19 protein-coding genes are annotated in these 18,990 nt (G+C 67.7%); 9 read left to right on the top strand and 10 right to left on the bottom strand.

The annotated features are described in order from the left end of the window. Positions 1-59: 59 nt before the first annotated feature. The 4 genes from QZ258_RS05080 to dnaA form a co-directional block, all read right to left on the bottom strand. Positions 60-608 (bottom strand): DUF721 domain-containing protein, encoded by a 549-nt coding sequence (locus QZ258_RS05080; protein ID WP_294179604.1) that lies wholly within the window; start codon positions 606-608, stop codon positions 60-62. Continuing rightward, positions 605-1,774 carry a DNA replication/repair protein RecF gene (gene recF, locus QZ258_RS05075; RefSeq protein WP_294179603.1) on the bottom strand — a complete coding sequence of 390 codons (1,170 nt, stop codon included), beginning with the start codon at positions 1,772-1,774 and terminating at the stop codon, positions 605-607. Before recF ends, QZ258_RS05080 begins: the two co-directional genes overlap by 4 nt. 36 nt (positions 1,775-1,810) lie before the next feature. Next, positions 1,811-2,956, bottom strand: a complete 1,146-nt coding sequence (gene dnaN, locus QZ258_RS05070; protein WP_294179602.1) for a DNA polymerase III subunit beta — start codon at positions 2,954-2,956, stop codon at positions 1,811-1,813. Positions 2,957-3,405: 449 nt separating this feature from the next. Continuing rightward, positions 3,406-4,833 carry a chromosomal replication initiator protein DnaA gene (gene dnaA, locus QZ258_RS05065; protein WP_294179601.1) on the bottom strand — a complete coding sequence of 476 codons (1,428 nt, stop codon included), beginning with the start codon at positions 4,831-4,833 and terminating at the stop codon, positions 3,406-3,408. A gap of 293 nt (positions 4,834-5,126) precedes the next feature. Here dnaA and rpmH point away from each other — a divergent pair, with 293 nt between their 5' ends. The 8 genes from rpmH to QZ258_RS05025 all read left to right on the top strand — a co-directional run bounded on the left by rpmH (position 5,127) and on the right by QZ258_RS05025 (position 10,143). Continuing rightward, complete coding sequence (gene rpmH, locus QZ258_RS05060; protein ID WP_022881903.1) at positions 5,127-5,264, top strand: 50S ribosomal protein L34; 138 nt, start codon at positions 5,127-5,129, stop codon at positions 5,262-5,264. Next, positions 5,203-5,604: a ribonuclease P protein component gene (gene rnpA, locus QZ258_RS05055; protein WP_363182074.1), complete on the top strand. Its 402-nt coding sequence runs from the start codon at positions 5,203-5,205 to the stop codon at positions 5,602-5,604. Before rpmH ends, rnpA begins: the two co-directional genes overlap by 62 nt. Next, positions 5,601-5,918, top strand: a complete 318-nt coding sequence (gene yidD / locus QZ258_RS05050) for a membrane protein insertion efficiency factor YidD (protein WP_294179600.1) — start codon at positions 5,601-5,603, stop codon at positions 5,916-5,918. Before rnpA ends, yidD begins: the two co-directional genes overlap by 4 nt. Before the next feature lie 9 nt (positions 5,919-5,927). Beyond that, the gene (yidC, locus tag QZ258_RS05045; RefSeq protein ID WP_294179599.1) at positions 5,928-6,908 is read left to right on the top strand and encodes a membrane protein insertase YidC; all 981 of its coding nucleotides are present in this window, start codon (positions 5,928-5,930) and stop codon (positions 6,906-6,908) included. After that, positions 6,905-7,423 (top strand): R3H domain-containing nucleic acid-binding protein, encoded by a 519-nt coding sequence (locus QZ258_RS05040; RefSeq protein ID WP_294179598.1) that lies wholly within the window; start codon positions 6,905-6,907, stop codon positions 7,421-7,423. Before yidC ends, QZ258_RS05040 begins: the two co-directional genes overlap by 4 nt. Positions 7,424-7,501: 78 nt before the next feature. Next, positions 7,502-8,092, top strand: a complete 591-nt coding sequence (gene rsmG, locus QZ258_RS05035) for a 16S rRNA (guanine(527)-N(7))-methyltransferase RsmG (RefSeq protein ID WP_294179636.1) — start codon at positions 7,502-7,504, stop codon at positions 8,090-8,092. Positions 8,093-8,227: 135 nt separating this feature from the next. Further along, complete coding sequence (locus tag QZ258_RS05030; protein WP_294179597.1) at positions 8,228-9,190, top strand: ParA family protein; 963 nt, start codon at positions 8,228-8,230, stop codon at positions 9,188-9,190. Then, the gene (locus tag QZ258_RS05025; protein WP_294179596.1) at positions 9,190-10,143 is read left to right on the top strand and encodes a ParB/RepB/Spo0J family partition protein; all 954 of its coding nucleotides are present in this window, start codon (positions 9,190-9,192) and stop codon (positions 10,141-10,143) included. The genes QZ258_RS05030 and QZ258_RS05025 overlap by 1 nt, the downstream gene beginning before the upstream one ends. A gap of 30 nt (positions 10,144-10,173) precedes the next feature. On the opposite strand, the gene QZ258_RS05020 is transcribed toward QZ258_RS05025, so the two are convergent. The 6 genes from QZ258_RS05020 to QZ258_RS04995 all read right to left on the bottom strand — a co-directional run bounded on the left by QZ258_RS05020 (position 10,174) and on the right by QZ258_RS04995 (position 17,391). Further along, positions 10,174-11,124 (bottom strand): D-alanine--D-alanine ligase, encoded by a 951-nt coding sequence (locus QZ258_RS05020; protein ID WP_294179595.1) that lies wholly within the window; start codon positions 11,122-11,124, stop codon positions 10,174-10,176. A gap of 7 nt (positions 11,125-11,131) precedes the next feature. Next, positions 11,132-12,448, bottom strand: a complete 1,317-nt coding sequence (locus QZ258_RS05015; protein ID WP_294179594.1) for a PLP-dependent aminotransferase family protein — start codon at positions 12,446-12,448, stop codon at positions 11,132-11,134. A gap of 97 nt (positions 12,449-12,545) precedes the next feature. Beyond that, positions 12,546-12,869, bottom strand: coding sequence for a thioredoxin (gene trxA, locus QZ258_RS05010; RefSeq protein WP_294179593.1), 324 nt, complete (start codon positions 12,867-12,869; stop codon positions 12,546-12,548). A gap of 30 nt (positions 12,870-12,899) precedes the next feature. Further along, positions 12,900-13,874 carry a thioredoxin-disulfide reductase gene (gene trxB, locus QZ258_RS05005; RefSeq protein ID WP_294179592.1) on the bottom strand — a complete coding sequence of 325 codons (975 nt, stop codon included), beginning with the start codon at positions 13,872-13,874 and terminating at the stop codon, positions 12,900-12,902. A 78-nt stretch (positions 13,875-13,952) separates the two neighbouring features. Continuing rightward, positions 13,953-15,656 carry a murein biosynthesis integral membrane protein MurJ gene (gene murJ / locus QZ258_RS05000; RefSeq protein WP_294179591.1) on the bottom strand — a complete coding sequence of 568 codons (1,704 nt, stop codon included), beginning with the start codon at positions 15,654-15,656 and terminating at the stop codon, positions 13,953-13,955. Then, positions 15,649-17,391, bottom strand: a complete 1,743-nt coding sequence (locus tag QZ258_RS04995) for a DUF6049 family protein (RefSeq protein ID WP_294179590.1) — start codon at positions 17,389-17,391, stop codon at positions 15,649-15,651. The genes murJ and QZ258_RS04995 overlap by 8 nt, the downstream gene beginning before the upstream one ends. Before the next feature lie 104 nt (positions 17,392-17,495). Here QZ258_RS04995 and QZ258_RS04990 point away from each other — a divergent pair, with 104 nt between their 5' ends. Then, complete coding sequence (locus tag QZ258_RS04990) at positions 17,496-18,929, top strand: CCA tRNA nucleotidyltransferase (protein WP_294179589.1); 1,434 nt, start codon at positions 17,496-17,498, stop codon at positions 18,927-18,929. Positions 18,930-18,990: the final 61 nt, after the last annotated feature.

The raw sequence follows: 18,990 nt of genomic DNA, 5'->3' as shown, positions 1-18,990 counted from the left end.
CGAGGGGCGAAACGGCGATCTGGGGCCTTTTCTCGCGCCCTGTGACCAGATTTGCCTTCTTAGCCGTAGGTATCGCGCGGACCGCGCCCTGGGATTGCTCTGGGGCCACGTTTCCAGGAGGGGGCGTCCGGCCCCAGAAACCGGATGGAGTCGATCTCCGCCGCGGGATAGCGCTCAGCGATCCGAGTCGTGATCGTCGATCGCATCGTGCGAAGCTGCTGCGCCCACGCCGTGGAATCGCAGCGGACGGTGAGCACACCCTCCTCGACGCCGATCGGTTCGGAGTGCGCGGCGGTGTCGTCGCCGACCAGCTCGGCCCAGTCGGCGACCAATTCGGCGCGCGCGATCGGCGACTCCCAGCCGAGAGAGACCGTGAGCCGACCGAGCACGTCGCCGATGCCGTGCGGGTCGCGTCCGGTGCCGTACGGCACACTCGCCCCGTCTTCCGCGGCGCGACTGCGGCGACGTGCGTCACGGCTTCGCGCTCCGGGCGCTCCGAAGACCGTGCGCAACCGGCGATACACCCCGAGGTGTTCGGGAATCGGATCGTGGGCGGCGGGCGACTCCGGTTCCTCGGGTGGCGAGCCCGGCGTGGTGTCGCGAGTCATGTCGTCGCTCCGGGTTCCACGACGCGGCCGGCATGAATCCGGATGGTCGTGCCGCGCAGTTCCTCGGGCACATCATTTTCCACCGCGGCCGTGATGAGCACCTGCTCGAAGCCGGCAATCGCGGCCGACAGGCTGGTGCGTCGGCGCTCGTCGAGTTCGGCGAAGACGTCGTCAAGGACGAGCACCGGATCGCCGAGCGGCGCATCGGTGCGCAGCACCTCCGCGGAGGCGAGTTTCAGTGACAGCGCGAACGACCACGATTCACCGTGACTGGCGTAACCGCGGGCGGGCAGTCCGTTGAGGTCGAGCACGAGATCGTCACGGTGGGGCCCGACGAGGGTCAGGCCGCGATCGAGCTCGGCGCGACGATGGGTGACGAGGCGCGCCCGGAAGTGCTCGGCGGCATCCGCGGCGGTCAGTGCACCCGCATCGGTCGGGGGACCCGGCCCCCCGTCCTCGGGCGAGTCCTCCAGAATGCTCAGCCGCGGTGACAGCTCGGCGTGGTGTTCGGAGCCCGCGATCCGCTCGTACGCATCGCGCACCGGGTTTCGCAGCTGGTTGATCAGCTCGAGCCGGCCCCGCACGATGTCGACACCGAGCTGAACGAGACGCTCGTCCCACACATCCAGCGTCGTGAGTTGATTCGCCGGGGTTCGCGACGCGCGCGCCGACTTCAGGAGCGTGTTGCGTTGACGCAGGACGCGGTCGTAGTCGGAGAGCACGCCCGCGAAGCGGGGCGATTTTTGAACCAGCAGCTCATCCAGGAATCGGCGGCGGCCGGCCGGTTCCCCGCGCACGAGCGCAAGATCCTCGGGCGCGAAGACCACTGTGGCGACGTGCCGCGGAAGTTCGCGCGGTTTGATCGGGCCACGATTGACCTGCGCCCGGTTGGCGCCGGCGCGATTGATCTGCACCTCGAGCAGCACCTGGCGGTCGCCGTGCTCCAGTCGCACGCGCACGATCGCGGAATCGCGACCGAACCGAATGAGCGCCTGGTCGCTGGAGACGCGATGCGAGCCTAGGGTGCTCAGATACGCGAGCGCCTCGACCAGGTTGGTTTTGCCTTGGCCGTTGATCCCGACGATTAGGTTGGGACCCGCCTCGAAGCCGACCTCCGCCGTTTCGTAATTACGGAAGTCGGTGAGGCCGAGGTGAGCGACCCTCACGTATCTCTCGCCTTCCGAATCGGGGGCAGGAGCGAACTACCGCAGCAGCAGGTTCGGCTGCAGCAGGTAACGGTAGTTGTCGGCGCCGGGCGCATCCTTTGACGACTGGCTCGTCAGTAGTACCGGGCCGGGCTTGTTCGGGTTGTCGGTCTTCGTGAACGAGATCCGAACGAACTCGGAGTGCACGGCACCGAGACCATCGAGCAGGAACGACGGCTTGAGCGACACCACGGTGTCGTCGCCGACCAGGTGCGCGTCGATCGTCTCGGACGCTTGCGCCTGCTCGGATCCCGTCGCCTCGAGGGTAACGCCATCGATCGAGAAGCTGAACCGCAACGCGGCTTCGCGCTCGAGTACGAGTGACACGCGCCGGGTCGCCTCGACGAGTTCGGCGGTGTTGATCACCGCATAGTTTTCGACGGTCTCGGGGAACAGCCGCTTGACCGGCGGGAAGTTCCCCTTGATCAGCAGCGAGGTCACGGTGCGCTTATCGGCCGTGAAGGCGATGAGCTCGCGATCGTCGTTGTGAACGATGGAGACCCCGATGGTTCCGGAATGCCCGAAGGTCTTGCCGATCTCCGACAGGGTGCGTGCCGGCACGAGTGCGGTGGCGCCCTCAGCGGATGCGGTGCCCGAATCCCAATCGATCTCGCGGACGGCGACGCGGTAGCGGTCGGTCGCGACGAACGACAGCGTGTTGTCGCCGACCTCGAGCTGCACCCCCGTGATCACCGGGGTGACGTCGTCGCGGGATGCCGCAACGGCAACCTGCGACACGGCCGCGGCGAAATCCTCGGCGGGAAGAACTCCGGTGCGCTCCTCGATCTGCGGCAGGCTCGGGTACTCCTCGACCGGCATGCTCAACAGGGTGAACTTTGCCGAGCCGCAGCTGACCGCGATGCGGCCGTCATCGTGGGAGAAGTTGACGGGTGCGTTGGGCAGACGACTGGCGATGTCGGCGAGAAGGCGACCCGAGACCAGGGCAACACCCGGTTCGTCCACCTCGGCCGGGATCTCGGTGCGTGACGACACTTCGTAGTCGAATGACGACAACACGAGCACACCGTCGGCAGCCTCGAGAAGCACACCGCTCAGGATGGGCTGCGTGGTTCGCTGCGGCAGAAGCTTGACGGCGAACGACACGGCTTCGCTCAGGACGTCGCGATTGACGTGGAACTTCACACCGAACTCCTTGTACGTCGACTCGAGCTGACCCCCGCGGCCAGATGACCACGAGGACAGGTGTCGGCCCGGACCGCCCATCCTGTCACGTCCGATCTTGACACAGGAAGAGCCGGGCTCGAATCGGTGAATCTGCGACGGGCGCCGGCTCTCAAAGTTGTGGGCGAGATTCGGAACGGTTAAAACACATCACAGTCTTAACCGCTGTGGAAGATGTGGATAAGCCGCGGCCGGTCAATGAATGACAGGAAACTACACCGGTGTGAGATGTTGACGAGCGGTGGAGAGTCGTCGCGGCTCCGGTGGTGCGGTCGCGACGCGGGTTTTGTCATTCCACATTTCGACCCGGGGTTGTCCCCACCAGGCATGTCATTCATCCCGATGTTATCCACAGGTTGTACACACTCTGTGCAATAAGGAATTCGCGACGAAATCCGAGGCGTTCGGGCTCAGCTGCGCGAGTAGCGCTGGTTCTGTTTGATGCGGCTCGTCAATTCGGTGACCTGGTTGTAGATCGATCGACGCTCTTTCATGAGCTCGCTGATCTTCTTGTTGGCGTACATCACGGTGGTGTGATCGCGGTTGCCGAAGAGTTGCCCGATCTTCGGCAAAGACAAGCTGGTGAGTTCGCGACACAGATACATGGCGATCTGTCGTGCCGTCGCAACGGCTTGCGAACGACTCGAGCCGTACAGGTCGTCGACGGTGAGTTTGAAGTACTCGGCCGTGTGATTGATGATGTCGACCGGCGCGATGACGTTGTCCTCATCGAGGGTGATGATGTCCTTCAATACCGTCTGCACCAGCTGCAGGTCGACGCGCGTGCGGTTGAGGCTCGCGAACGCGGTCACCCGGATGAGGGTTCCCTCGAGCTCGCGGATGTTGCTCGAGACCTTGGTCGCCATGAACTCGAGGATCTCGTCGGGAACCTGCAGCTTCTCGCTCTGCGCCTTCTTGCGCAGGATCGCGATGCGGGTTTCGAGATCGGGCGCCTGCACATCGGTGATGAGTCCCCACTCGAAGCGGGAGCGCATCCGATCCTCGAACCCCGTCAGATGCTTCGGCGCGACATCGCTCGTGATCACGACCTGCTTGTTGTGATCGTGCAGCGTGTTGAAGGTGTGGAAGAACGCCTCCTGCGTCGAGTCCTTGCCCTGCAAGAACTGGATGTCGTCGATCAGCAGGATGTCGATCTCGCGATAGCGGGACTGGAACACACTCGCGCGGTTGTTGGCGATCGAGTTGATGAAGTCGTTGGTGAACTCTTCGCTCGACACGTAGCGAACGCGGATCCCGGGATACAGGCTCTCGGCGTAGTGACCGATCGCGTGCAGCAGGTGGGTCTTGCCGAGACCCGAGTCGCCATAGATGAAGAGCGGGTTGTAGGCCTTGGCCGGCGCCTCGGCCACGGCGACCGCCGCCGCGTGGGCGAAGCGGTTGGACCCGCCGATGACGAAGTTGTCGAAGTTGTACTTGGGATTCAGACGCGAGTCGGAGCGGCGATTGATGTCCGTGATCGGGGCGAGCGGCGCGGGCGACCCGGTGTTCTCCTCGAAGTCAGCGTCCGTCATCGTGTCGACATCGCCGAGCAGCTGGGGCGGACGGATGTCGGGGTTGACGACGATCGCGAAGTTCGTGAGCTCGGGCTCGTCATCGAGCTGCGCGAGCGCATTGAGCAACGGCACGCGGATGCGCTGCTCGAGCATCCCGCGCGTCAGCTCGTTCGGAACCTCGAGGTAGAGGGTCCCGGCGAGCACGCCCTTCGGCTCGACCAGATTAAGGAAGCCCTGCAGTTGCGGGGTCACGCGGTCGTCGCCGTTGAGTTGGGTCAGTACGGAGTTCCACAACTCGTGGGTCTCGTCCGGCGTCTCGCTCATGTTTCCTCTCGATCCTGTCTGTCAGTTATACACAGGGTTATCCACTTGGTGGGAGGGGTGTGGACAGAACGATCGGCGGGGTATCGATGCTCCGGGGGGCGCCAGTGAGCCTAATCGCACGCGGCGCGTCGTGCGCCGGTGGCCGCGAATCGCATGCGAGTATGTCCGCTTTGCCTGCTCAGGTTTGATTAAGCGGGGTTCAGGCCCTATTTTTAATCAGTTGCCGACGGCGCAGCGTTCCGCAATCAGCCGTCCCCGTTCTTACCCGGATCCCGGGTGTTGGAGATATCACCATGTCGAAGCGAACCTTCCAGCCGAACAACCGGCGTCGTGCCAAGGTGCACGGCTTCCGCCTGCGCATGCGTACGCGTGCGGGTCGTGCGATCCTCGCGGCACGTCGTCGCAAGGGCCGCACCGAGCTCTCCGCCTAGTTTCCTCGTGCTCGCGCGGGCGAATCGGGTGGTCCACGGGGTGGACTTCCGTCACGTCGTCCGCCGTGGTCGTCGATCCGCCACGCCCCACGCCGTCTACTACCGCGTGGCGCGTGACGTGAGCGATCCGATGCGCTTCGGCTTCATCGTCTCGCGAGCCGTCGGCGACGCCGTCACTCGCAATCGCCTTCGCCGGCGCTACCGTGCGCTCGCGCGCGAACTCGTCGACGCGGGTGGCCGCGGCCAGGACGTTGTCGTCCGGGCGCTGCCGGCCGTCGCCGAGCTGAGTTGGCTGGAGCTCTCGCGCGAAGTTCGTGCCGTGCTGGGGTCGGGATCATGACGCCGTCGAGCGTCGGCCGGGCCCTCTGGCTTGCACCGCGGAACGCCGCGGTGCTCATTCTGCGCGGCTACCGCGCCACGATCTCACCGTTGTACGGTCAGGTCTGTCGGTACTACCCGAGTTGCTCGGCGTACGCCCTGGGCGCGATCCAGCAGCACGGGCTCGTCAAGGGCGTGGCCCTCGGCTCGTGGCGGATTGCGCGCTGCCACCCGTGGGCGAAGGGCGGCATCGACGATGTCCCCGAGCCGCGACATGGATTTCTGCACACCACCGAATTCGGCTTTGTCACCGAGACAAGCCACGGAAAGGGTTGAACCCGCACTATGCCTGACATCATCGGCACGATTCTCTGGCCCATCAAGTGGGTCATCGAAGCGATCCTCGTTGCTTTCCATTGGGTGCTGAGCGCCGTCGGCATGGATCCGGCCGCCGGTCTCACGTGGGTTCTCTCGATCGTGGGTCTCGTGCTCGTGGTGCGTGCGGCGCTGATTCCCCTCTTCGTCCGCCAGATCCACAGCCAGCGCAAGATGCTTGAGGTGGCGCCGCAGCTCAAGAAGATCCAAGACAAGTACAAGGGCAAGCGCGATCAGTACTCGCGTGAGGCCATGCAGCGCGAGACGATGGCGCTCTACTCGAAGGCGGGAACGAACCCCTTCGCCTCGTGCCTGCCGCTGCTCGTGCAGATGCCGATCTTCTTCGGCCTGTTCTCGGTGCTCAACGAGGCCAACCAGAGTCGCGCGGGCGTCGGGCTCTTGAACCAGGATCTGGCTGACCAGTTCGGCTCCGCCTCGCTCTTCGGCATCGCGCCGCTGCATGACAGCATCCAGAGCGCCCTTGCGGCCGACCCCGTCGAGGTCGTCGTGATCGTGATCGCGGTGGTCATGGTGATCCTGATGACGGCCTCGCAGTTCATCACGCAGCTGCAGATCATGTCGAAGAACCAGTCGCCGGAGATGAAGGAATCCCCGATGTACCGGCAGCAGCGGATCCTGCTGTACCTGCTGCCGCTGGTCTTCGCCTTCTCGGGCTTCGCCTTCCCGATCGGTGTCATGTTCTACTGGCTGACCTCGAACATCTGGACGATGGTGCAGCAGTTCCTCGTCATCCGGAACATGCCGACGCCCGGGAGCGAGGCGGCGCTTGCGCGTGAAGCTCGCCTCGCGAAGAAGCGTCGCGCCAAGATGGGCGACGACGCCGAGGAACTCGCGGCCGAGACCGTCGAAGAAACCAAGGCACGGATTCAGCGCCAGCAGCCCGTGGGTAAGAAGCGTGCCAAGAAGCAGAGTGGGAGCAAGCGCTCGTGACCGATACCGAAACCACCTCGGTGGACGCCTCCGCCGTCACGGACGAGGCGCCGAGCCAGGACCAGTTGGTCGAAGAGGGCGACGTCGCCGCCGACTACATCGAGGAGCTCCTCGACATCGCCGATCTTGACGGCGACATCGAGATCGACGCGCGCGCGGGCCGTGCCTACCTGTCGGTGACGGCGACCGGGGAATCCAACCTCCAGGTGCTGTCGAGCACCGACGCCGTCACGGCGCTTCAGGAGCTCACGCGCCTCGCGGTGCAGAACCGCACGGGTCGCTTCTCACGCCTGATTCTCGATGTCGGTGGATCGCGCGATGCTCGCGCGGCGGAACTCGCCCGGATCGTGGATCACGCGATTGCACGGATCGACGCGGGCGCCACCTCGGCCTCGCTGCCGCCGATGTCGAGCTACGAGCGCAAGCTCGTGCATGACCTGGTCGCCGGTCGCGGCTTCGTCTCCGCCTCGGAGGGTGAAGGGCGCGACCGCCACACGGTCATCTCGCGCGGCTGATGTTTCACGTGAAACATTGCGCGTCCAGGCGAGTGCGTCGTGGTTGACGTCGAACTCGAACCCGCGGTCGCCGCGACGATGTTCGGCGACCGGATCGAGGTCGCCCGCGCCTTCACCGCCGATCTCGGTGCGCGGGGCGAAGAACTCGGACTGATCGGCCCGCTTGAGCCGGCTCGCCTCTGGACTCGGCACGTGCTCAACAGTGCGCTGGTGGCGCCCCTCGTGGCCCCGAACGCCCGCGTTGGCGATGTCGGCAGCGGCGGGGGACTCCCCGGGCTCGTGCTCGCGATCGCGCGACCGGACGCTCACTTCACGCTCATCGAGCCGATGGAGCGTCGCACCGACTGGCTCTCGGAGCAGGTCGAGCGCCTCGCGCTCGACAACGTCGACGTCATGCGCGCGCGGGCCGACGAGGCCGGTGTCGAGGGGGTGCTCGACCAGGTGACGGCTCGCGCGGTGTCGGCCCTCAGCAAGCTCATCCCCATGACGGCGCCCCTGCTGCGTCCCGGTGGCGAACTGATTTTGCTCAAGGGCGAGCGGGTCGCGGACGAAGCCGCGGCGGCCCAGAAGGTCATCCGGAAGTACCGATTGCGCGATGTCGAGACCCTGGTTCTCGGTGAGGGGATTGTCCCCGAGGTCACGCGGGTCTTTCGGGCTACAGTTGACTGATCTCGGCGCTCGCGCCGGCGTGACCGTCACGATGTTTCACGTGAAACATCGCGAGTCCCGGCCGAGATGCCTGCGGAATGGCCACCGCGCCCGTGCCGCGACCGACCACAAATGCTGCGAGAAGGATCCACTGCGGTGACTGCCGAAAAGAACTACGACGAGACTCCCCTGGCGCGAGAGGTGGCCGAGTTGACTCGCCGCCGGATCGCCCTGGCCGACGCCGTCTTGCCGCGCCCGACGCACACCCGCGTGTTCACCGTCGCGAACCAGAAGGGCGGCGTCGGGAAGACCACCTCGACGGTCAACCTCGCGGCCGCGCTCGCGCAAAGCGGAGCTCGCGTGCTCGTCATCGACCTCGACCCGCAGGGCAACGCGTCGACGGCGCTCGGCGTCGAACACCGCTCCGACACGGCCAGCGTCTACGACGTGATGATCGACGACGTGCCGATGCGCGACGTCGTTCAGTCCAGCCCGGAGTTCACGGGTCTCGACTGCGTCCCCGCCACCATCCACCTCGCCGGTGCCGAGATCGAACTGGTCTCGCTCGTCGCACGCGAGCAGCGCCTCCGGACGGCTCTCCAGAACTTTTTGCGGGATGCGCCAGAGCCGTATCACTACGTCTTCATCGACTGCCCGCCCTCGCTCGGGCTCCTGACGCTGAATGCCTTCGTTGCGGCGCGCGAAGTGCTGATCCCCATCCAGTGCGAGTACTACGCGCTCGAGGGTCTCAGCCAGCTGCTCAACAACATCGAGTTGATCCAGAAGCACCTGAACCAGAAGCTCCGCCTGAGCACCATCCTGCTCACGATGTACGACTCGCGGACGAACCTCGCCAACCAGGTCGTCGACGAGGTCCGCGAGCACTTCCCCGATCAGACGCTCACGACGGTGATCCCGCGCTCCGTGCGGATCTCGGAGGCGCCGAGCTACGGGCAGAGCGTGATCAGCTACGACACCAACTCGCCGGGTTCGCTCTCCTACCGCGAGGCGGCCGCCGAGATCGCCTTCCGCGGCGCGGGCGGCGCGACCCTCAACGGCGGAGTCGCGACGACGGCTCCGACGGATGTCCCGTCGGTTGATGCAGGGGAGATGAACTGATGGCAGCACCCAAGCGCACGGGTCTGGGCCGCGGAATCGGAGCGCTCATTCCGACCAGCAGCGACTCGACCGATCGCCCCGTCGACGTCTTCTTCGCGGGTGACGTCGAGGTGCCCGCCGAGGGACTCGTCGCCGTCCCGGGCGCTCGCCTCGCCGAGCTGTCGCCGGACGACATCGTTCCGAACCCGCAGCAGCCGCGCACCGAGTTCCGCCAGGAAGAGCTCGATGAGCTCGTCGTTTCGGTGCGCGAGTTCGGCGTGCTGCAACCGATCGTCGTGCGCCCCCGACCGGGCGCGGGCGCGGGAGAGCCCCAGTACGAGCTCATCATGGGTGAGCGTCGTCTGCGGGCGACGAAGATCGCGGGATTGGATCGCATCCCGGCGGTCGTCAAGAACACGGCCGACGAGGCGATGCTGCGCGACGCGCTCCTCGAGAACCTGCACCGCGCGGAGCTGAACCCGCTGGAAGAGGCCTCCGCCTACCAGCAGTTGCTCTCCGACTTCGGCATCACGCAAGAGCAGCTTGCCGAGCGCATCGGTCGATCGCGCCCGCAGATCACCAACACGCTCCGCCTGCTGCGCCTGCCGGAGCCCGTCCAGCGCCGCGTCGCCGCGGGCGTGCTGAGCGCCGGTCACGCACGGGCGATCCTCTCGACCGGGTCACCCGACGAGATGGAACGACTCGCCGACAAGATCGTCAACGAGGACCTGTCGGTGCGCGCCGCCGAGGCCGCCGCGGGTTCGTCGCCGACGGCCAAGCCGAAGAAGGCCAAGCCAACGGCCGGCGGGCGTCGGGGTCAGCTCGACGAGATCGCCGAGGCGCTTGGTGACCGGCTCGACACCCGCGTGCGCATCGCGCTCGGGGCGAGCAAGGGAACGGTGACGATCGAGTTCGCGACCGTCTCTGACCTCAACCGGATCCTCGGCGAACTCGGGCAGCCGGGCTTCCAGTAGGGCGGTCGGGCCGCGTCCGCGCGCGACCTGCTAGTCCGCGACGGCCGCTTCGGCGAGACGCGCGTACACCCAGCCGAGATCGTGGCCCGCAGCCTCGAGCGACTGGGGGAGCAGAGACGTCTCGGTGAGTCCCGGCAGCACGTTGGCCTCTAGGAACCAGGGGGTGCCGGCGCCGTCGATGATCAGGTCGACGCGCGAGATATGCCGCAGACCCAGCGCGCGATGCGCATCCAGGGCGGCGGTGGCGGCGCGCGCGGCCACTTCGTCGGTGATTCGCGCGGGAGTGTAGAACCGCGTCTCACCGGCGTTGTAGCGCGCCTCGAAGCTGTAGACGCCCGAGAGCGGTTCGATCTCCACGGCCGGCAGAGCGACCGGGCCGTCGCCGGTGTCGATGATGCTCACGGCGATCTCGGTGCCCGAGATCCGTTGCTCCACGAGGGCGACCTCGCCGTAGGTGTAGGCGTCGACCATGGCGCGCGGCAGTCCGGCGGCATCCGCGACGAGAGTGACGCCCTGGGCCGAGCCGCCCTGGGCGGGCTTGACGACGAGGGGCCCGGCGAGCTCTTCGCTGATGGTCGCGAAGACCGCATCCGCACCCAGCTCGCGGAAGACGTCGCGCGGCAGGGTGATCGAGCGCGGGGTCGCCACCCCGGCGCGCTGGACGAGGGTCTTGGCGGTCGGCTTGTCCCAGGCGAGACGGGCGGCCTCGGCGCGGGATCCCACGAAGGGGATGCCGATGAACTCGAGCAGTCCGCGCAGCGCGCCGTCCTCGCCCGAGGCGCCGTGCAGTGCGGGCCAGACCACGTCCGGGCGCTCGTCACGCAGCCACGGCAGCAGCGACGCATCCGGGTCGCGCAGTTCGACCTTGAGACCGTGATGCTGGAGGCTGTCGGCGACGCGTCGGCCGGAGCGCAGCGAGACGTCGCGCTCGTGCGAGATGCCGCCCGCGAGAACCACGATGCGCAGATTCGATACGGTCATGATTCCTCTAGCCGACGTTCGGGGGGAGCACGCCCTGGCGCTCCTCGGTCTGGATGCTCAGGGGCCCGGTTTGGGCGAACTCGTTGAGCAGCGACAGTTCCCCGTTGATCACGGTGGCCAGCCGTCGCACGCCCTCCCGTATGAACTCGGGGGTGGGGTAGCAAAACGACAGTCGCATCGCGTTGCGACCGCCGCCGTCGGCGAAGAAGGCGGTTCCCGGGGTGTAGGCGACGAGCTCCTTCACGGCGCGCGGGAGCATCGCCTTGGAGTCGAGATGACCGGGCAGCGTGAGCCAGACGTAGAAGCCGCCATTCGGCACCGTCCAGTGGAGGCCCGGGAGGTGCTCCGAGAGCGCGCCGAGCATCGCGTCGCGACGATCCTTGTAGCTCGAGCGGAAGACGTCGATCTGCCCGCGCCAGTCGGCGCTCGCGAGGTATTCGGAGATGACGATCTGGGCGAACGAGCTCGGCGAGAGCACGGCCGCCTCATTCGCAAGAATGAGCTTCTCTCGAATCGCGTGGGGAGCAAGAGCCCACCCGACGCGGAGGCCCGGCGCGAGCGTCTTCGAGAAGGTGCCGAGATAGACGACGCCATCCTCCTCGATCGAACGCATGGCGTGCGGCGGCGCCTGATCGAAGTACAGCAGCCCGTAGGGGTTGTCTTCGATCACGAGGATGTCGTTCGCGCGGGCGATCTCCAGCACCTCCATCCGGCGCTGCCAGCTGAGCGTGACGCCCATCGGGTTCTGGAACGAGGGGATCGTGTACAAGAACTTGAGGCGCTTGCCCGCGCTCTTGAGGTTCGCGATCGTCTCGCGCAACGACTCCGGAATCAGCCCGTGCTCGTCCATCGCGACGTGCGCGACCTCGGCCTGGAACGAGCGGAAGACCACCATCGCGGTGACGTAGCTCGGCCCCTCGGCGATCACGACATCACCCGGGTCCAGGAACAGCTTCGACACCAGTTCCAGAGCGTGCTGGGAGCCCGTGGTGACCACGACGTCGTCGACGCTCGCATGGATGCCCTCGAGCGACATCACGTCGAGGATCTGCTCGCGCAGCCGCGGCGTCCCCTGGCCGGAGCCGTACTGCAGGGCCACCGGGCCCTGGTCGCGGACCGTCCGCATCACCGCGGTCTCGACGAGCTCCTGCGGGAGCGCCGACACGTTCGGCATGCCGCCGGCGAGCGAGACCACTTCGGGCCGGCTCGCGACGGCGAACAGAGCTCGGACCTCGGACACACTCAGGCCCGCGGTGCGGGCGGCGTAATGCGAATACCAGGGATCGAGGTTCGTCCCCCGGTTCGGCGGGGTCGCGGCGGTCATGTCAGGTCCGTTCGTCGGAATGACATCAAGGGTAGCCCGAGCATGGCAGTGGCCCCGTCCCGATGAGGGGGAGCGGGGCCACCAGCGTGCAACTGGCCTAAGCCAGGAACTCCGCCAGATCGGATTCGAGCGCCGGCTTGGGCTTGGCGCCGACGATGCGCTTCTTGATCTCGCCACCCTGGAAGACGTACATCGCCGGGATCGAGGTGATCCCGTACTTCATCGCCGTCTCGGGGTTGTCGTCGACGTTGAGCTTGACGATGTCGATCTTGTCGGCGTGCTCCTCGGCGATCTTGTCGAGGATCGGCGAGACGGCGCGACACGGGCCGCACCACTCGGCCCAGAAGTCGACCATGATCGGCTTCTCGGACGCGAGCACATCGGTGGCGAACGTGGCGTCGGTGACGTCCTTGGCAGACATTGCGTACCTACTTTCTTGAAAGGATGCCCGTCAGGCGGGCTGGGTCTCGGAGCTGGGGCTGACGCGCGTGATGGCGTCACTGTCGGCCAGTGCCGCGAGGTAGTGCTCGGCATCCAGGGCCGCCACGACGCCCGAACCGGCGGCGGTCGCCGCCTGCTTGTACGTCGGGTCGACCACGTCACCGGCGGCGAAGACGCCCGGCAGGCTGGTCTTTGAACTGCGTCCCTCGACCGCGATCGTGCCCTCGGGCGCGAGCTCCAGCTGGTCGTGGACGAGGTGGGTGCGCGGGTCGGCGCCGATCGCGACGAACAGGCCCGTCACGTCGAGCGTGGTCTCGGTGCCGTCCTCGGTGTTCGTGAGGCCGATCCCGGCGACCTTGGCGTCGCCGTAAATGCTCGAGACCTCGTTGTTCCAGATCACCTCGATCTTCGGATCCGCGAAGGCGCGCTCCTGCATGGCCGCCGAGGCGCGGAACGCATCCCGGCGGTGGATCAGGTACACCTTGTCGGCGAACCGGCTGAGGAAGGTCGCCTCCTCGAGCGCCGAATCACCGCCGCCGACGACCGCCACGCTCTGCTTCTTGAAGAAGGCACCGTCACACGTGGCGCACCACGAGACGCCGAAGCCGGAGAGGCGCTCCTCGTCGGCGAGGCCGAGCTTGCGGTAGGCCGAGCCGGTGGCGTAGATCACGGCGCGGGTCTCGTGCACGGAGCCATCGCCGAGGTGGACGCGCTTGACGTCGCCCTCGAGCTCGAGCTTGGTGACGTCGTCGTAGACGATCTCGGTGCCGAAGCGCTCCGCCTGCTGCTGCATCCGCACCATCAGATCGGGGCCCATGATGCCCTCGGGGAAGCCGGGGAAGTTGTCGACCTCGGTCGTTTTCATCAACTCCCCGCCGAACTCGACCGAGCTCGCAATGAGCAGCGGCTCAAGGTTCGCCCGCGCCGCGTAGATGGCGGCCGTGTACCCGGCGGGACCGGAGCCGATGATGATGACCTGACGCATGAGGCGTACTCCTTTGGGGCTGATCATTCAGTGCAACCCATCCTAGGTTCGGCGCATTCCCCGCTCGTGAACGGCAGGCTACGAGCGGGTGCCGGCGCGGCGCCGCAGCAGCTCGATCGACTGGCGGGCGAGCTCACGCACCTCGGGAAGCCCGAGCGCGGCGAGCACGCCGAGGTACACGGCGAGACTGACAAGTCCGACGGCCGCGACCGCGACAATTGCGGTCAGCGGAGTCGCCAGGGCGAACCCGGCGCCCGCGGCGAGGAACGTCGGGCCGCCGAACTGAACGCCGCCGAGGAGCCACAGCACGAGCAACCCGGCGCCGAAGGCGGGAACGGCGGCGACCGCGAACGCGCCGAAGCGACGTGCGACGCGGGCGCCGCCGAGGCGTGATCCCGGCACCGCGAGGCGCCGGCGCAGCACCAGCGCGGCGATGACCGCCTGGATGCCGCCCACGACCGAGGTGACCGCGGCGATTCCCGCCGCCACCCACTCACCCGGGCTCGCGAAGGCGATCACGCTCGCGCCGGCCACGAAGAGCACCGACTGGATGATCTGGATCATGAACGGCGTGCGGGTGTCCCCGAGGGCGTAGAAGGCGCGATGCACCAGGTAGATCGCACTGAACGATCCGAGACCGAGCAGGTACGCCATGAGCACGAAGGCGGTGCTGTTGAGCTCACCGGCGTCGCCCGAGAACAGGCGCAGGAAGGGCAGTGCGGCGGCCGCGAGGGCCGTCCCGGCGCCGACCGTGAGCAGCACCACCGTGCGCAGCGAGGTCGAGAGGTCGGCGCGCACCGCGGCGAGGTTGCCGTCGCGCACGTGCCCGCTCATCCGCGTGAAGTACGGGGTCGCGATCGACACCGTGATGAGGGAGTGTGGCAGCACGAAAATCGCCCAGGTGACGCGGAGCGCATTGACGGAGGCATCCGTCTCGCCCGCGGTGAGCGCCAAGTTGACCTGCACGATGCCCGCCAGCTGGTTGATCACGATCATGCCGAACGCCCAGCCGGCCGCACGGCCCGCGGTGCCAAGTCCGACGCCGCGCCAGCGGAAGTCCGGGCGGTAGCGCAACCCCGAGCGGTGCCAGAAGATCATCAGGATCACGGCCTGCGCGACCACGCCGAGCGTCGCACCACCCGCGAGGACGATCACCTCGGCCGAACTCCAGCCCGCGGGATCGTCGTGGGCGGGAGCGACGCCGAACAGCGCCGCGAAGATCAGCAGCCCTGCGATCGCCACCACGTTGTTGATGACGGGCGCCCAGGCGTAGGGCCCGAACACCCCGCGCGCGTTCAACACCTCGCTCAGCAGGCTGTAGAGGGCGTAGAAGAAGATCTGCGGCAGGCACCAGTAGGCGAGGACCACGGCAAGCGCGGTGCCGGAGGAGTCGAGCGCGTCGTCGGCGAAGGTGTAGAGCCCGACCAGCAGCGGGGCGCCGAGCGTCGCCAGGATCGTCACGCCGAGGAACACGACGATGCCGAGCGTCACGAGCCGGTTGATGAAACGCTGCCCGCCGTCGGTGTGGAGGCCGGCCTTCACGATCTGCGGCACGAGCACCGCCGAGAGGAAGCCGCCGGCGATCAGCAAGAGGATGTTGTTCGGCAGGGTGTTGGCGATCGCGAAGGCGTTCGCGCTCGCGTTGTTCAGTCCGATCGTCCAGGCGAGCACGGCGGCGCTCACGAAACCGAGGATGCGCGAGACGGTCGTCCCGGCGGCGAGCAGCAGGCTCGCGCGTCGGACATTCGCCGGCCGCTGCGGCGACGCGCCTGGCTCAGTCATCCGAGGGCGGGGTGTCGGCCGATGGCGTCTCCGCGGCGTGCGCCACCCGGCGCCGACGCAGGATGTTGTGCACGATCCCCGAGCCGAAGACGACGGCGAGGCCGATCAGCACGATCGTTCCGACGGTCTCCCACTGCGCCTGCAGGTCGACGCGGAGCGTCTCGTCGCCCCCGATCGGTAGCCCGGTCGTGCTGCGCAGCGACACCAGCACCGTCACTTCCCCATTCGTCACGGCATCGGCGGGGAGGTACACCGTGTGCGAGGAGCCCGGCTCGATCGTCACCTCCACGGGACCGCCCGTGAGGCGCAGCAGGGGACGCAGCGGACGGCCCGAGACCGTCACGGTCACCGAGACGTCGAGCGCGTTGCTCACGGTGACCGGGAGCCCGGTGCTGTTGCTCAAGACGAGAAGATCGCTCCCCTCGACGATGTGCACGGCATCCAGGATCTGCTCGGCGCTCTCGGTGGCGGCCGCGATTGCCTCGGTCGTGCCGGAGCGGTCTTCGAGCGCTCCCGCCGTGAGCGAGCGGAGCAGGTCGAGGCGGTGGTCGGCCCGGAAGCCCTCCGGATCGGCGACGATTCCCGCGAACCGCGACACCGCGGCCTCGGCGCCGAGGAGTTCGTCCAGCGCGGCGCGGAGTTCGTCGTCGAGAGCGCCGGTCGTCAGCGCACCCGTGCTCGGCGCGACCTGAAGGGCGACCGAGATCCCGACGAGCTGCAGATCGCTGCGGGCCGTCAGCTCGCGCAGCAGTGAGGCGAGACGTTCCGTTCCGGAGTTGGCATCGCGCGAGGCCGTCACGATGAGCGGTCCGACCGAGGCGGCCAGTTCGTCATCCAGCACCGTCAGGAACGCCTCGCGCGACGTCGCCGAACCGGCCGAAAACGCGCCCACCTCGACGGCTTCGAGCAGGTCGTCGAGATCGGAGCTCGAGGCGAGCACGCTCGTGCCCGAGATGGACAGGTGGGAGGCGGCGGATCCGCCGAGCGAGGCCGAGTCGAGCAGGACGGCGGAGCTGCCCGCGGCGCCGAGGGCGGTCAGGCCGGCGGGCGAGAGGTTGCCGCGGGCGGGCCACTCGATCCCGTCGATTCCCGTCGGCCAGGCGGTCAGTTCCTCATCGGTCGGCGGGAACGCGGGCTCCGGCTCGTCGGTCGCGGTGGGCTCGGGGGTGGTCGACGGCGTGGGGGCCGCCTCCGTCGAGCCGTCCGGTTCGGCGGTGCCGGACTCGCTGGGTTCGGGCACGGCGTCGAAGCGGGAGGTGTCGACGGCGAACTGGAAGCTCAGCGGCTCGGCCACCTCGAGCGCGTCGACCTCGGCGAATCCGGAGACGTCGACGTCGGCGAAGCGCAGCACGAAGCTGTCGTTCGGCAGCGACTCCAGCCGCTGTAGCCACTCGGCCGCGGTGTCGGGAACGCCGGAGCCGAGAAGCCGGATCGACGCCAGGATGCGCGGGTCGATCGCGAGCGTCGCCCCGGTCCCCTCGACGGCATCCAGTCGCGCGGTGAGCAGCCCATCCGGGGCCGTGTACTCCTCCAAGAGCGAGGCGTCCAACAGCGTCGGTGCGTCGGCGGGCACGATCACCGGAACGACCACGACGAGTTGCGAGGTTCCGGCCGCGGGGGCCCGAGCGGCGTCACCGATCGACACGGCCGCGCCGGCCGAAAGCGGGGCGGCGAGGAGCGCGGCGGTCGCGGCGAGCACGGCGGCGCGACGGGCGAGCTTGGCGATTAACGGCACAGAAGTCCTCCTGTGACGTTCGAGCCCGGCATGAGGCGAGTGTAGACCGCGCACGCCGGGTGCCGACTCCGACGCACGCCGCGACCTCAGTAGACTCGGGCCTCATGGAGAGCGTCGCCGGGGCCCTTGTGCGCCTGCGGGAGTTGGCGCAGCAGCCCACGCTGGTGACCCTCGCGGAACGGTTCGCGGCCGCCGGACACGAACTGTCGCTTGTCGGAGGCCCGATTCGGGATGCCTTCCTCGGCCGTCCGGTCACCGACCTCGATCTGACCACCGGCGCCACGCCCGACCAGATCCTCGCCCTCGTCGCGCCGGTCGCGGACGCGCACTGGGACATCGGTCGCGCATTCGGCACGATCGGCGCTCGGATCGACGGGCACACCGTCGAGATCACGACCTACCGCAGCGACGACTACAACGGCGCGAGCCGCAAGCCCGAGGTCGCGTTCGGCGACACCCTCGAACACGACCTGGTGCGGCGCGACTTCACGGTGAACTCGATGGCATTGCGGCTGCCGGGTGCGGGCGGCGAGCCGGTCCTGGTCGATCCGACGGGCGGCGTCGACGACCTCTTGGCGAAGCGACTGCGCACGCCGAGCCCTCCCGAAGTGTCTTTCGGCGACGATCCGCTGCGCATGATGCGCGCCGCGCGGTTCGCCGCGCAACTCGGATTCGAACTCGATGCGGAGGTGCTCCGCGCCGCCCAGGGGATGGCCGATCGCATCGGGATCGTCTCGGCCGAGCGCGTCGGCGACGAACTGACCAAGTTGATGCTCGCGCGCGATCCGGTCTCCGGCATCCGGGTGCTCGTGGACTCCGGGGTCGCCGCGGTCGTTCTTCCCGAGATCCCCGCCCTGCGACTCGAGATCGATGAACACGCGCACCACAAGGATGTCTACGAGCACTCGTTGACGGCGCTCGAGCGCGCGATCCAACTCGAGCACGATCGGGGGCACCAGCCCGACCTGATCCTGCGTCTGGCGGTGTTGCTGCACGATGTCGGCAAGCCCGCAACCCGCAAGATCGAGCCGGGCGGCGCCGTCACCTTCCATCACCACGACGTGCTGGGGGCCAAGCTTTCCGCGAAGCGGCTGCGCGAACTGCGCTTCGACAAGTCCGTCATCCAGTCGGTCGCCGAACTGGTGAGGCTGCACCTGCGCTTCTTCGGCTACGCGGAGGGCGTCTGGACGGATTCGGCCGTGCGGCGCTACGTGCGCGACGCGGGCGAGCAACTCGAACGACTCCACATCCTCTCGCGCGCCGACGTGACGACCCGCAATCGCCGCAAGGCACACCGGCTCGCGTCCGCCTACGACGATCTCGAGGCGCGGATCGCGGAACTGTCGGCACAGGAGGAGTTCGCCGCCATCCGCCCCGATCTCGACGGGGAGCAGATCATGCAGCTTTTGGGCGTGCGCCCGGGGCCGATCGTCGGGGAGGCATATCGCTTCCTGATGGAGCTGCGTCTGGAAGAGGGCGCGCTCGGCGAGGCGGAGGCCGAGTCGCGATTGCGCGCCTGGTGGGCCGAACGCGGTTGAGCCGCGGCACACAAGCGTCTACACTACGAAGGTTGCCCTGACGCTTCGTGGCGTCGTGGGC

The organism is uncultured Schumannella sp., assembly GCF_905479755.1.
GTDB lineage: Bacteria > Actinomycetota > Actinomycetes > Actinomycetales > Microbacteriaceae > DCRR01.
This window is presented reverse-complemented; position numbering and strand designations above follow the sequence as displayed.

Bases quoted from the DNA above. Each gene is read 5' to 3' on its own strand.
- QZ258_RS05080 (WP_294179604.1), bottom strand. From the start codon at position 608: ATGACTCGCGACACCACGCCGGGCTCGCCACCCGAGGAACCGGAGTCG.
- dnaA (WP_294179601.1), bottom strand. From the start codon at position 4,833: ATGAGCGAGACGCCGGACGAGACCCACGAGTTGTGGAACTCCGTACTG.
- rpmH (WP_022881903.1), top strand. From the start codon at position 5,127: ATGTCGAAGCGAACCTTCCAGCCGAACAACCGGCGTCGTGCCAAGGTG.
- yidD (WP_294179600.1), top strand. From the start codon at position 5,601: ATGACGCCGTCGAGCGTCGGCCGGGCCCTCTGGCTTGCACCGCGGAAC.
- yidC (WP_294179599.1), top strand. From the start codon at position 5,928: ATGCCTGACATCATCGGCACGATTCTCTGGCCCATCAAGTGGGTCATC.
- rsmG (WP_294179636.1), top strand. From the start codon at position 7,502: ATGTTCGGCGACCGGATCGAGGTCGCCCGCGCCTTCACCGCCGATCTC.
- QZ258_RS05025 (WP_294179596.1), top strand. From the start codon at position 9,190: ATGGCAGCACCCAAGCGCACGGGTCTGGGCCGCGGAATCGGAGCGCTC.
- QZ258_RS05020 (WP_294179595.1), bottom strand. From the start codon at position 11,124: ATGACCGTATCGAATCTGCGCATCGTGGTTCTCGCGGGCGGCATCTCG.
- QZ258_RS05015 (WP_294179594.1), bottom strand. From the start codon at position 12,448: ATGACCGCCGCGACCCCGCCGAACCGGGGGACGAACCTCGATCCCTGG.
- trxA (WP_294179593.1), bottom strand. From the start codon at position 12,869: ATGTCTGCCAAGGACGTCACCGACGCCACGTTCGCCACCGATGTGCTC.
- trxB (WP_294179592.1), bottom strand. From the start codon at position 13,874: ATGCGTCAGGTCATCATCATCGGCTCCGGTCCCGCCGGGTACACGGCC.
- murJ (WP_294179591.1), bottom strand. From the start codon at position 15,656: ATGACTGAGCCAGGCGCGTCGCCGCAGCGGCCGGCGAATGTCCGACGC.
- QZ258_RS04990 (WP_294179589.1), top strand. From the start codon at position 17,496: ATGGAGAGCGTCGCCGGGGCCCTTGTGCGCCTGCGGGAGTTGGCGCAG.